Origin of the sequence: Nocardia coffeae (assembly GCF_019890715.1) — a bacterium.
In the GTDB taxonomy this organism is placed as follows: domain Bacteria; phylum Actinomycetota; class Actinomycetes; order Mycobacteriales; family Mycobacteriaceae; genus Nocardia; species Nocardia jiangxiensis.
This window is the reverse complement of the sequence record NZ_JAINZY010000003.1, coordinates 41,781-54,318: the sequence shown is the minus strand read 5'-3', so window position 1 is coordinate 54,318 and position 12,538 is coordinate 41,781. Positions and strand designations below refer to the sequence as shown.

The window sequence follows — 12,538 nt, the reverse complement described above, 5'->3', positions numbered from 1 at the left end:
GAACTGCCCTTTCCTACCGAACGGTGATCGGAAGTTAGAACTTGTTCATACGGCGTAAGGAGAAACTGTGTGAGTCGCCCCACACCGTCGATCCTCATGTCTACCAAGTGGTGGACCGGTGATCAACAACGTGGTCGGTAGCTGTTCGCTACTAGCCGAGTTCGTGCAACGATGACGCCGAAAACGTACGCCCCGCCGGGCGTTCGGCAAAATATCCACCGAGCGTGTCGGCCAGATCCTCGGGCGACCATTCCGCACCCGCGGCATCGAAACGCTGCTCGACTTCCGGCGCGGCCATCAGTGCGACCATCGGGCCGTAGACGACGAATACCTGGCCGTTCACCGCGTCCGCGGCGGGCGAGGCGAGATAGGCGACCAATCGTCCGACGTGATCGGGCGAGAGCGGATCGACGCCGTCCTCGGGCGCATCGGAGAAGACCTTCTCGGTCATCGAGGTGCGCGCGCGAGGGCAGATTGCGTTGGCGCGCACGCCGTATCGCTCCAGGCCGCGAGCCGCGGACAAGGTCAGCGCCGTGATTCCGGCCTTGGCGGCGCCATAGTTCGGCTGCCCGGCCGGGCCGAGCAGACCGGCCTCGGACGAGGTGTTGATCAAACGGCCGTAGATCGGCGCGCCGGCCGCTTTGGATTTGCCGCGCCAGTATGCGGCGGCATTGCGGGACAACAGGAAATGTCCGCGCAGATGAACAGCCAGAACCGAATCCCAGTCGTCATCGGTGAGATTGAAAAGCATTCCGTCACGGACAATTCCGGCGTTGTTCACCACGATGTCCACACTGCCGAACGTCTCGTCCGCGGTGCTTATCAACGCATCGGCGGTGGCACGATCGGCAATACTCCCGGCGACGAATTCAGCCTTGGCGCCCAGCGCGCGAATATCGGCGAGGGTGGCCGACACAGCGTCGTTCTCGACAAGATCATTGACGACGATCGACGCTCCGGCAGCGGCCAGGGCGAGCGCATCCGCCCGCCCCAGCCCGGCACCGGCGCCCGTCACAATGGCCACCCGTCCGGACAAGCTGATTTCAGATTCGCTCACACGGTGACTCTAGAACGTGTTCCAGTTAACGGCAAGCATCGGTTCAGACGAGCTTCAATGCCGCCTTCGGGCACTGCGCGACCGCCGTCTTCACGTCGTCGAGCTGATCGTCCGGCACATCGCCCGAGGTGACGTGCAGGTTGTCCTCGTCATCGAGTTCGAACACGTCGGGGGCGTATCCGACACAGATGCCGTTGGCCTCGCACTGGTCGAAATCCACACTGACCTTCATTTGACAACTCCTTTGTCACTGATAGCACGAGCCTACAAGCCCACCTCGGCCAACGAGGCGGAAGCGGCTCGGTTTCGGGTCCATACTGGAACATGTTTCAGTAGTTGTGCAATGATCGGGACAACCGCCCAGTCCATGTCGGCTGGCTATCGAACGAGCCGGCTACCCAGAGGAACGACGAGGTTACCGCCATGCGGATTGCGTATACCCCGCAGCAGGAACAGCTACGCGCGGAATTGCGCGATTATTTCGCCACGCTGATCACCCCGGAGCGGCGCGAGGCACTGTCCTCGCAGACCGGCGAATACGGTCAGGGCAACGTCTACCGCGAAGTGGTCCAGCAGATGGGTCACGACGGCTGGCTCACGCTGAGCTGGCCGAAGGAGTACGGCGGCCAGGACCGTTCCACGATGGACCAGCTGATCTTCACCGACGAGGCCGCCATCGCCGGCGCACCGGTGCCGTTCCTGACCATCAACTCGGTCGCGCCGACGATCATGCACTACGGCACCGAGGAGCAGAAGAAGTTCTTCCTGCCCAAGATCGCCGCAGGTGAGCTGCACTTCTCCATCGGCTACTCCGAACCGGGCGCGGGCACCGACCTGGCCTCGCTGCGCACCAGCGCGGTGCGCGACGGCGACGACTGGATCGTCAACGGGCAGAAGATGTGGACGAGCCTGATCCAGTACGCCGACTACGTCTGGCTGGCCGCGCGCACCGATCCGAATGCCAAGAAGCACAAGGGCATCAGCATGTTCATCATGCCGACCACCGCCGAGGGCTTCTCCTGGACGCCGGTGCACACGATGGCCGGTCCGGACACCAGCGCCACCTACTACCAGGACGTCCGCATCCCGCACACCAGCATGGTGGGCCCGGAGAACGGCGGCTGGTCACTGGTCACCAACCAGCTCAACCACGAGCGCGTCGCGCTGACCTCGGCCGCCTCCCTGCAGTTGGCGCTGGCCCAGACCGTCGATTGGGCCAAGAACAACAAGGACTCCAACGGCGGTCGCGTGATCGACAGCGAATGGGTGCAGCTGAATCTGGCCCGGGTGCATGCGAAGGTCGAATACCTCAAGTTGCTGAACTGGGAGATCGCGTCCGGTGCGGACGCGGGCGGCGACTCCGCGCCCAAGCCGTGGAACGCCTCCACCTGCAAGGTGCTCGGCACCGAACTGGCCACCGAGGCGTACCGCACGCTGATGGAGGTGCTCGGCCCGCAGGCCTATCTGCGCCAGGGTTCGGCCGGCGCGCAGTTGCTCGGCCGCCTCGAGCGCATGCATCGCGCCTGCCTGATCCTCACCTTCGGCGGCGGCACCAACGAGGTGCAGCGCGACATCATCGCCATGACCGCCCTGAAGCAGCCCGCCGCTGCGCGCTGAACGGAAAGCTAGGAAACACAATGGATTTCACCCTCACCGAAGCGCAGCAGGATCTGGCCCGGCTCACCGCCGAGGTGACCGGCAAATTGGTCACCGCCGATCGGCTGCGTGAACTGGACAAGAATTCGGACAACGCGCGCTTCGACGAGCCGCTGTGGAACTCGCTGGCAGAGACCGGCGTGCTGGCCGCGGCGCTGCCGGAGTCCGTGAGCGGCGGCGGTTTCGGCATCCTGGAGCAGACCGCCGTCCTGCGTGAACTCGGGCGTTCGGTGGCGCCGGTGCCGTATCTGTGGTCGATCGTGCTGGGCGCGGGGGCGCTGGCGGAGTTCGGCTCCCAGGCTCAGCGCGCACTGGCGGCCGAAGCCGCTTCGGGCGCAACGATTCTCACCGTCGCACTGAGCGAGGAGCGCAACTGGGAGCCGGCCAAGCCGGTCACCACCGCCGCGCAGGAGGGCGCCGGCTGGCGGATCACCGGACTGAAGATCACCGTGCCGTTCGCGCGGCAGGCGTCACGAATTCTGGTGCCCGCCACCGTGTCCGGACAGGCAGCGGTATTCCTGGTCGATCCGGCCGACGCATCCGTGCGGATCACCGATCAGATCGTCACCGACCGCACGCCCGAGGCCGAGATCGAGTTCTCCGGCACCCCGGCGGAATTGGTCGGCACCGTCGAGCAGGGCGCGCAGATCCTGGACTGGCTGCTGCACCGGGCCTGGCTGGGTCTGTCCGCACACCAGCTGGGTGTGGTGGAGAAGGGGCTCGAGCTGGTCGCCGACTACGCCCGCGAACGCGAGCAGTTCAACCGCAAGATCGGCGGCTTCCAGGCCGTGGCACAGCGTCTGGCGGACAGCTACATCGACGTCCAGGGCATCCGCCTGGCTGTCCAGCAGGCCGCTTGGTGCGTATCGGAGAACCTGCCCGCCGCCGCGGAGATCCACACCGCCAAGTTCTGGGCCGCCGAGGCCGGGCATCGCGTGTCGCACACCGTCGTGCACGTCCACGGCGGCGTCGGCATCGACCGCGACCACATCGTCAACCAGTTCTTCACCGCCGCCAAGCACAACGAATTCGCGCTCGGCGGCGCCACCGACCACCTCCGCGCCCTCGGCGCGCAACTGGCCGAATCACACTGACGCGCAACCTCTCTCGCCGTCAGCAGAACGCCCGCGCCGAACCCTCCCCTCGGGTTCGGCGCGGGCGTTCTCGTTTCCGTGTCAGGTAAGCACCCGGTTCAGTTCCGCACTGACCCGCAACACATGCTCGGCCGTGCTCTGGAACAAGCGCGCTTGTTCGTTGATCGCGGCCAACGCGACTCCCGCCGCGTCGGCATGCGTGCGCACGGCATCCGATTCCTCGAGCGGCGTGGCATCCGATCCTTCCATTTCTCCAGAGGGACCGAATCGCACAGGACGAGGCCGGCAAGTTTCCTTCCCGAGCGAGTTGCGCTACGACTCGGACTCGGCGAGGTTGTCGAGCGTTTCGATGACGTCCGCGGGAAGCCGCACCGAGCCCGCGGCGAGGTTTTCGTCGAGGTGGGCCGGATTGGACGTGCCGGGGATCAGGAGGGTGTGGGTGTAGTGGGCGAGTTGCCAGGCCAGACCGATCTGGGCGGGGGTGGCATCGAGGGTGGCGGCGGCGGACAGGACGGCTGGATGTTCGGTGACCTTGGGCAGACCCGCGAAGGCCGAGCCGAGAGGGAAGTACGGGACCCAGGCGATGTCGTTGGCGCGGCACAGGTCCAGAACCGGTTCGGCGGAGCGGTTCAGGAGGCTGTAGAGGTTCTGCACGCAGACGATTCCGGCCGGTAGGGCCTGGCGCAACTGGTCAGCGGAGACGTGGCTGAGGCCGATTCCGGCGATCTTGCCCGCATCTCGCAGTGCTGTCAGTTCGGCGAGCTGATCGTCCAGGTCCACGACTTGATCACCTTCGGCGATGATGCCGGGCGGGACGTCGGCGCGGCGCATATTGACCACGCCGAGCGAATCCACGCCCAGCGCAACCAGATTGGCCTCCACCTGGGCACGCAGTTGCTCCGGCCGCTGCGCCGCGAGCAACCGGACGTCCGCGTCGTAGACCGCGCCCACCTTGGTCGCCAGCACCAGATCCGCCGGATACGGCGACAACGCCGCGCGGATCAGCTCATTGCATGCCCCGGCTCCGTAGAACTGCGCGGTATCGATGTGGTTCACGCCCAGCTCGACGGCCCGCCGGAGGATATCGATACCGGCCTGCCGGTCGTAGTCGCGACCATCGTGGTCGGTCAATTGCATTGCACCGTAACCGATCCGGGCGACGTTCCGCGGGCCGAGCGATGCGGTGCCGCCGGGGACGGTGAATTCGGATTGGACTGCCATCTGCGTGATCCTGTTCTGAGTGGGATAGTGGACTCGACGGCCATACGGAGGACCCTCCGCATAGTTCGAGCGTAGCAGAAACGGAGGACCCTCCGCTTGGTGAACAGAACCCGAGCCCCGCGCGCCGACGCGCATCGCAACCGAGAGCGCCTGCTCGAGGTCGCGAGAACCGCCTTCGCCGAGGGCGACAAGGTCTCCCTGGAATCGATCGCCCGCGCGGCCGGAGTCGGCATCGGCACGCTCTACCGGCACTTCCCGACCCGCGAGGATCTGATCGAGGCCGTCTACCGGGCTGAACGCCGACGCCTGTGCGAGGCCGCCGACGACCTGGTCACCGGCCCCGACGCCGCGGCGGCGTTGCGCAGCTGGATGGATCGCTTCGGTGACTACATCTCCGCCAAGCGCGAGATGGCCGAGGCCCTGCGCGCCGTCATCGCCTCCGGCGCGATCACCGCGGAGGAGGCTCGTGCCGAATTGTCCACAGCCGTCCAGAAACTCATCGACGCGGGCACAGCCCAGGGCACCCTGCGCCCGGACGTCCCCGCACACGACGTGGTCGCCAGCCTGCTGGGGATCTTCCTGGCCTGCGGCGCACCCGAACAACGCGAGCAGGCGGACCGAATGATGGACCTGCTGATGGACGCCCTACGCGTCGAGCGCCGCACCACCCGATGAATTCGGACCCCGCGCCCCGTCGACATAGGTGACAACCAGAGGACTGTGCGCGAGAGGACCGATATGGCCAGCAAGATGATCTTCGTGAATCTCCCGGTCGACGATCTGGAACGGTCCAAGAGCTTCTACGCGGCACTCGGTTGGACGGTGAATCAGGAGTTCACCGACGACAACGCCGCCTGCGTGGTGATCGACGACAACATCTGCCTGATGTTGCTGATCAAACCGTTCTTCGAGACCTTCACCCGCCGACCGCTGGCCGAGACGACCGCCTCGGTCGGATCCATCTACGCGCTGGCCCTGGGCAGCGCGCAGGAGGTCGACGACCTCACCGGCGCGGCCCTGCGCGCCGGGGCCGCCGAGGAGGTCAACGTGGACAAGCGCGCCCAGGAACGCGAGGTCGGCATGTACGGGCGGACCTTCGCCGACCCGGACGGCCATCAGTGGGAACCGTTCTGCATGGCCATCCCGGGCGCGTGATCCGGCCTACATCTGCAACTCCGGCGCCAGTCCGAACAGCGGGAACAACCGCTCGGTGTCGAGGAAGAAGTTCAGCCCGCCGATACCGTCGCCGTCGAGTTCCAGGATGACGACCGCCCACGGCTCGAGCACACCCGGCCGCTGCCCCGGCTTGTACTGACCGAACGCGGGCAGGCCGTTGGCTCCCTCGAGCGGGATCAGGCGGGAACCGCGGCAGGCCGACGGACCCGGACCGAGCATGAACTCCGCGATGTTGCCGGGACCGGAGACCCACAGCTCGATCGGCGGCATCGACAGCGCCACATCCTTTTTCAGCAGGGAGGTCAGCGCGTCCATGTCGTAGGCCTCGAATGCGCGGACGAAGCCGTCGACGAGTTGGCGTTGCTTCTCGTCGGACTCGTCGTAGCCGTCAGCGGAGTCCGGCTGCACCTTGGACATGGTCGCGCGGGCTCGCTGCAACGCGCTGTTGACCGAGGCCGGTGACATCGTGAGCATGTCGGCGGTCTCGTTGGCGGAGAACCGCAGCACCTCACGCATGATCAGGATCGCGCGCTGGGTGGCCGGAAGGTGTTGCACCGCAGCCACGAACGCCAGCCGCAACGAATCCTTGGCGGTGGCATGTTCGGCCGGATCAGCGCCGAAGGCCAGGCCGTTGGGGATGGGCTCGATCCAGACGTAGTCCGGCTGCGGCGGCGGAATCGGACTGCTGGGACTCGACGGGCCGTTCAGGTCCATCGGCCGGGCACGGCGCTGCGGACCGTCGAGCATGTCCAGGCAGACATTGGTGGTGATCTTGTACAGCCACGACCGGACGCTGGCCCGCCCCTCGAACGAGGCGTAGGACTTCCATGCCCGGGTGAATGCCTCCTGAACGGCGTCCTCGGCCTCGAACGAGGACCCCAACATCCGGTAGGCGTAAGCGCACAGCTCCCGCCGATACCCCTCGAACTGCTGCAGCACCTCATCGATGGCGCCGGTGGAACGCGTCTGGTTCATGCCCGACCCCGCTAGCGCTCGGCTGTGAATCTGATTCGATGGCTCATGTCACACACTCTGGCACAGGCCACCGACAAGTAAACACCCCCGAATCCGGGGCAGCGCCGATTCAAACGTGATCCGTCTCACTTCCGCATAGCGGAAATTCCCAGTCGACCAGGTGCAGAGATTCCCCGGCCCGGAGCGGGTCCACGAACTCCCGGACGGTCTAGGAATCCGATCGCGAGGTGCCGTGCGCGGCAAAGGATTGCCGATCCCCCGCCCAGCCCGCGGCGACGATCTTCGCCAGTTCGGCCCGATCCTGCGCGTCGAGTTCGATCGCCGCCGCGGCGACATTCTCGATGATTCGCGTCGCCCGGCGGCTGCCCGGAATCGGCACCACATCGGGCCCCTGCGCCAGCAGCCAGGCCAGGGCCAGCTGTCCGGGCGTGATTCCCAGCCGTTCCGCGAGCGCGCGCAACGCTGCCACCCGCGTCAGATTGTTCGCCAGATTCTCCCCGGAGAATCGCGGATCGTTGCGCCGGAAATCGCTGGCGGCGACGGTGTCGGAAGTCAGTGTCGCGGTGAGCAATCCGCGGCCGAGCGGACTGTAGGGCACCAGCCCGACACCCAGTTCACGCGCGGCGGGCACCACGTCGTTCTCCGGTTCGCGCCACAGCATCGACCATTCGAACTGCACCGCCGCGATCGGATGCACCGCGGCCGCCTGCGCGAGCTGCTCCGGATTCACCTCGGACACACCCAGATGCCGCACCTTGCCCGCGCGCACCAGATCGGCCATGGCGCCGACGGTTTCGGCGATCGGCACCTCCGGATCGACCCGGTGCAGGTAGTACAGATCGATCACCTCGCGCCCGAGCCGAGCCAGCGAGGCATCGCAATATTCGCGCACCCGTTCGGGTTTCGCGTCCAGATGCACACCGTTCTCGCCGCGCACGATGCCGAATTTCGTCGCTACCCGGACATCCGGCCCCGCATCGCGCAGCGCCCGCGCCAGCAGTCGCTCGTTGTGTCCGCCGCCGTAACTCTGCGCGGTGTCGAAAAGCGTTGTCCCGGACTCGATCGCCGTGTGCACGGACGCCACCGACTCGTCGTCGTCCACGGTGCCGTAACCCTGGGAGAACCCCATACAACCCAGACCGATCGCGGAGACGACCGGTCCGGAACTTCCGAGAGTGCGTTGCTGCATGACCCCATCGTCGCCGGACGACTCGCGGCGCACCAATAGAGTTTCCGATCCGATCCATCGGCATTCCGATGGATCGGATCGGTCACGCCCGCAAGGGAACTACTTCGTCGCGGGAGCGTGCGCTTCCTCGTCGGCCGGACGCGCCTCGGCCTGCGCGTGCGCCCACTTGTAGTCGGGCTTGCCCGCGGGCGAACGCTTGATCTCGTCCACGAACCACAGGCTGCGCGGCAGCTTGTAGGACGAGATCTCCTGCGCGAGAACCGGACGCAGCTCCTCCAGCGTGGGCCGCGCCGCACCGCGACACTGCACCACCGCGGCCACCCGATGACCCCAGCGCTCGTCCGGAACGCCGATCACCAAGGCGTCGAAGACCTCCGGATGGCACTTGAGCGCACCCTCGACCTCTTCGGGGTAGATCTTCTCGCCGCCGCTGTTGATGCTGACCGAACCGCGGCCGAGCATGGTGACGCTGCCGTCCTCCTCCACGCGGGCGAAGTCGCCGGGGATGGAGTAGCGAGTTCCGTTGAACTCCTTGAACGTCGCCGCGGTCTTGACCGGGTCGTTGTAGTAGCCGAGCGGGATGTGGCCCTTGCGCGCGAGGATGCCGACCTGGCCGGATCCGGGCGTCACCGGGTTGCCGTCGTCGTCGAGAACCTCTGTGGCCGAATCGATCTTCACCCGCGGGCCGCCGGTGTGAGTGGCGCCCTTGGCCGCGATGGACAGTCCACCGAAGCCGGTCTCCGAGGAGCCGATCGAATCGGTGATGACCGTATTGGGCAGGTGTTCCATGAACTTGTCCTTCAGCGCCGGCGAGAACAGCGCCGCACTGCTGGCCATCGCCCACAGATTCGAATGCTGGTAGGACTCACCGGTTTCCGGGTGGCCCGCCTCGAGCGCGTCGAGCATCGGGCGCGCCATCGCGTCGCCGGTGATGAAGATGAGGTTCACGTTGTGGCGGTCGATGGCCTGCCACACGCCGTGCCCGTTGAACTCCGGAAGCATGATGGCCTTGCCGCCGTCGAACAGGCTGTGGAAGGTCGCTGCCTGCGAACCGCCGTGGATCATCGGCGGAATCGGGTAGCGCACCATCTGCGGACCGCCCGCACCGTTCTTGGCCTGCTGCCACTCGTCCTCGATGTACTCGCCGGTGACGAAGTTGATGCCGCCGCCCAGCACCCGCCACCAGTCCTCCTGACGCCACATCACGCCCTTGGGCATGCCGGTGGTGCCGCCGGTGTAGATCATGAAGATGTCGTCGGGCGAGCGGTCGCCGAAGTCCCGCTCGCCGTGTGAAGAGGCAAGGGCCGCTTCGTATTCCACCGAATCCGTGGCGAGGGGGTACTCGTCCTCGGTACCGTCGTTCACCACCAGGACGGCCTTCAGCTTCGGGGTGTTCGGCCGCACCGCACTCACCCGGTCGGTGTAGCGCCGCTCGTGGATGAGCGCGACCATATCGGAGTTGTCGAAGATGTACTGGAGCTCGTTCTCGACGTACCGGAAGTTGACGTTGACCATGACCGCCCGCGCCTTGAACACCGCCACCATGGCCTCGACGGCCTCGATGGTGTTGCGCGAGTAGATGCCGACCTTGTCGCCCGGTTGCACACCCTGCTCCAGCAGATGATGCGCCAGCCGGTTGGCCCGATCCTCCAACTCGGCATAGGTCACCGAGCGGGTGTCATCGGCCAGCGCGACGCGCTCCGGCACGAGGTCGATCGTGTGTTCGACAAGGTCCGCTATGTTATGGCTCACACGACAAAAATAGAACGTGTTCTCGGCCCTGACAAGACTTGATTTACGGGGTTTACTAATTGGAGGGCCTTCACTCTGGAGTGACCCATCTCACCAGCTTGCTGCCTGCAACACCCGAACACCCTGTTCCGCCAACCCCGGACAACGCCGGCACCGCCGCAGCGAAGCGGAGGCAATCCAACACAGTTCGCGGCCCGTCTCGCCGGTCGGACGCGTGGCGGGTGCGAGGAACGAGTACCCGACACGGGGCCGACCGGTGAGACTTCGGGGGCCGCGAACACGCCGCAGCGAAGCGGAGGCCAAAATTACAGCACCAGAGGGGCCAGCTTGGCCAGTTGCTCGGTGTCGCGCGCCGACACCAGCAGCATGTCCACCCCGGCCTTCTCCCACACCTGCAACTGGCTGCGGACCTGCGTCTCGTCGCCGACGATCATGGTGTCCAGGATCAGCTCGTCCGGCACCACCGCGGCGGCCTCCTCCTTGCGCCCGGACCGGAACAGCCTGGTGATCTCGTCGACCTCGTTGCCGTACCCCATCCGGCGGTAGACCTGGGCGTGGAAGTTCAGTTCCTCCGCGCCCATACCGCCGATGTACAGCGCCATCACCGGTTTGATCCGGTCGATCTCCGCACGCGCGTCGTCGGTGACGACGACCTGGCAGCTCGCGGCGATCTCGAAGTCCTCCCGCGAACGCCGCGCGCCCGGCCGGGCGAACCCCTCCTCGAGCCATTCGTCGTACATTCCGGCCAGTCGCGGGGTGTAGTAGATGGCCAGCCAGCCGTCGGCGATCTCCGCGGTCAGCGCCACATTCTTGGGCCCTTCCGCACCCAGCCAGATCGGCAGATCCGCCCGCAGCGGATGGGTGATGGGCTTGAGCGGCTTACCCAGCCCGGTCGCGCCGGGGCCGTTGTAGGGCAGCGGGTAGTGCGCTCCGTCGCTGGTCACCTTGGCTTCGCGCGCGAGCACCTGCCGGACGATCCCGACGTATTCGCGGGTGCGCGCCAGCGGTTTGGCGAAGGGCTGGCCGTACCAGCCCTCGACCACCTGCGGACCCGACACGCCCAGGCCCAGAATGTGCCGTCCGCCGCTGAGATGATCCATGGTCAGCGCGGCCATCGCGGTCGCGGTCGGGGTGCGCGCGGACATCTGCACCACCGAAGTGCCCAACCGCACCCGCTGCGTGGCCGCACCCCACCAGGCCAGCGGCGTGAACGCGTCCGAACCCCACGACTCGGCGGTGAACACCGCGTCGAATCCGGTCTCCTCGGCGGCAGTGACGACCTGCGCCGCGTTGACCGGCGGGCTCGCGCCCCAATATCCGAGCTGTAACCCGAATCGCATGACTACTCCTTCTCGGCGCTACTCTTGTCACCAGAATAAGAACCTGTTCTACTCGATATCGTGACTCAGGGAAACACCATGACCGGCACAATTGCGAAAGGAAGCGGTCCGGAAACGGAACCTGCTCCCGAAGTACTGGCCGCAGAGCTGCGGATGAAGTTCGACTACACCCGATCGGTCGGCCCGACCATCGGGCGATTCCTGACCGGACTCCGCGAGGGCCGCGTCGTCGGCGTGCGCGGCTCCGACGGCCGGGTGATCGTCCCGCCTGCCGAATACGATCCGGTGACCGCCGAGCCGTTGACGGATTTCGTCGACGTCGCCGATGTCGGCACGGTGCAGAGCTGGTCCTGGGTGGCCGAGCCGCTGCCGGGCCAGCCGTTCGATCGCCCCTTCGCCTGGGCGCTGATCAAGCTGGACGGGGCCGACACCGCACTGCTGCACGCGGTCGACGTCGCCTCCCCCGAGCAGATCCACACCGGCCTGCGGGTCCGGGTGCGCTGGGCCGCCGAACGCACCGGCGACATCCACGACATCGCCGCCTTCGAGCCCGGTGACACCTCCGCGGCGCCCGCCGCATCCGCCGCGGCCGACGAGCCGGTGACCGGCATCGTCACCCCGATCGACCTGCGCTACAAGCACACTGCCTCGCCGCAGGAGACGGTGTTCCTGAAGGCGATTGCCGAGGGCCGCCTACTGGGCGCCCGCGCGGGCGACGGCAAGGTGTACTTCCCGCCGCGCGGCGCGGACCCGCGCACCGGCGAGCCCACCGAGGACTACGTCGAACTGGCCGACAACGGCATCGTGACCACGTTCTGCATCGTGAACGTGCCGTTCCAGGGCCAGCGCATCAAACCGCCGTACGTGGCCGCCTACGTGCTGCTGGACGGCAGCGACATCCCCTTCCTGCACCTGGTGCTCGGCTGCGACCCCGCCGAGGTGCGGATGGGCATGCGGGTCAAGGCGGTGTGGAAACCCCGCGAGGAGTGGACCTACGACGGTCTGGACAACGTCTCCCACTTCGAACCCAGCGGCGAACCCGACGCCGACTACGAGTCCTTCTCGCAGCATCTCTAGG

At 66.6% G+C, this 12,538-nt stretch carries 13 protein-coding genes; 5 read left to right on the top strand and 8 right to left on the bottom strand.

All coding sequences use genetic code 11. From position 1 onward, the window contains the following. Positions 1-151: 151 nt before the first annotated feature. Together K7711_RS13870 and K7711_RS13865 are read right to left on the bottom strand one after the other, a co-directional pair. On the bottom strand, positions 152-1,057 hold the full coding sequence (locus K7711_RS13870; RefSeq protein ID WP_222969522.1) for a 3-oxoacyl-ACP reductase: 906 nt from the start codon (positions 1,055-1,057) through the stop codon (positions 152-154). A gap of 43 nt (positions 1,058-1,100) precedes the next feature. Then, entirely contained in the window at positions 1,101-1,289 is a 189-nt protein-coding gene (locus K7711_RS13865; protein WP_040818010.1) for a ferredoxin, read from the bottom strand. Positions 1,290-1,480: 191 nt separating this feature from the next. Here K7711_RS13865 and K7711_RS13860 point away from each other — a divergent pair, with 191 nt between their 5' ends. Continuing rightward, entirely contained in the window at positions 1,481-2,674 is a 1,194-nt protein-coding gene (locus tag K7711_RS13860; RefSeq protein ID WP_040818007.1) for an acyl-CoA dehydrogenase family protein, read from the top strand. 20 nt (positions 2,675-2,694) lie between these two features. Beyond that, entirely contained in the window at positions 2,695-3,807 is a 1,113-nt protein-coding gene (locus tag K7711_RS13855) for an acyl-CoA dehydrogenase family protein (RefSeq protein WP_222969520.1), read from the top strand. Between the two features lie 81 nt (positions 3,808-3,888). On the opposite strand, the gene K7711_RS13850 is transcribed toward K7711_RS13855, so the two are convergent. Further along, positions 3,889-4,056: a hypothetical protein gene (locus K7711_RS13850; protein ID WP_222969518.1), complete on the bottom strand. Its 168-nt coding sequence runs from the start codon at positions 4,054-4,056 to the stop codon at positions 3,889-3,891. A gap of 63 nt (positions 4,057-4,119) precedes the next feature. Beyond that, the gene (locus K7711_RS13845) at positions 4,120-5,028 is read right to left on the bottom strand and encodes an aldo/keto reductase (RefSeq protein WP_222969516.1); all 909 of its coding nucleotides are present in this window, start codon (positions 5,026-5,028) and stop codon (positions 4,120-4,122) included. Positions 5,029-5,124: 96 nt separating this feature from the next. On the opposite strand from K7711_RS13845, the gene K7711_RS13840 reads away from it, so the two are divergent. Further along, positions 5,125-5,703 carry a TetR/AcrR family transcriptional regulator gene (locus K7711_RS13840; protein ID WP_222969514.1) on the top strand — a complete coding sequence of 193 codons (579 nt, stop codon included), beginning with the start codon at positions 5,125-5,127 and terminating at the stop codon, positions 5,701-5,703. Positions 5,704-5,766: 63 nt separating this feature from the next. Then, on the top strand, positions 5,767-6,183 hold the full coding sequence (locus K7711_RS13835) for a VOC family protein (protein WP_222969512.1): 417 nt from the start codon (positions 5,767-5,769) through the stop codon (positions 6,181-6,183). Between the two features lie 6 nt (positions 6,184-6,189). Here K7711_RS13835 and K7711_RS13830 read toward each other — a convergent pair whose 3' ends face one another. The 4 genes from K7711_RS13830 to K7711_RS13815 form a co-directional block, all read right to left on the bottom strand. Continuing rightward, complete coding sequence (locus tag K7711_RS13830; RefSeq protein ID WP_222969510.1) at positions 6,190-7,179, bottom strand: sigma-70 family RNA polymerase sigma factor; 990 nt, start codon at positions 7,177-7,179, stop codon at positions 6,190-6,192. A 208-nt stretch (positions 7,180-7,387) separates the two neighbouring features. Beyond that, positions 7,388-8,368 carry an aldo/keto reductase gene (locus K7711_RS13825; protein ID WP_222969508.1) on the bottom strand — a complete coding sequence of 327 codons (981 nt, stop codon included), beginning with the start codon at positions 8,366-8,368 and terminating at the stop codon, positions 7,388-7,390. Positions 8,369-8,467: 99 nt separating this feature from the next. Continuing rightward, positions 8,468-10,120 carry an acyl-CoA synthetase gene (locus K7711_RS13820; RefSeq protein WP_222969506.1) on the bottom strand — a complete coding sequence of 551 codons (1,653 nt, stop codon included), beginning with the start codon at positions 10,118-10,120 and terminating at the stop codon, positions 8,468-8,470. Positions 10,121-10,425: 305 nt separating this feature from the next. Next, complete coding sequence (locus tag K7711_RS13815; protein WP_222969504.1) at positions 10,426-11,460, bottom strand: LLM class F420-dependent oxidoreductase; 1,035 nt, start codon at positions 11,458-11,460, stop codon at positions 10,426-10,428. A gap of 78 nt (positions 11,461-11,538) precedes the next feature. Here K7711_RS13815 and K7711_RS13810 point away from each other — a divergent pair, with 78 nt between their 5' ends. Beyond that, positions 11,539-12,537 (top strand): Zn-ribbon domain-containing OB-fold protein, encoded by a 999-nt coding sequence (locus tag K7711_RS13810; protein WP_222969502.1) that lies wholly within the window; start codon positions 11,539-11,541, stop codon positions 12,535-12,537. Position 12,538: the final 1 nt, after the last annotated feature.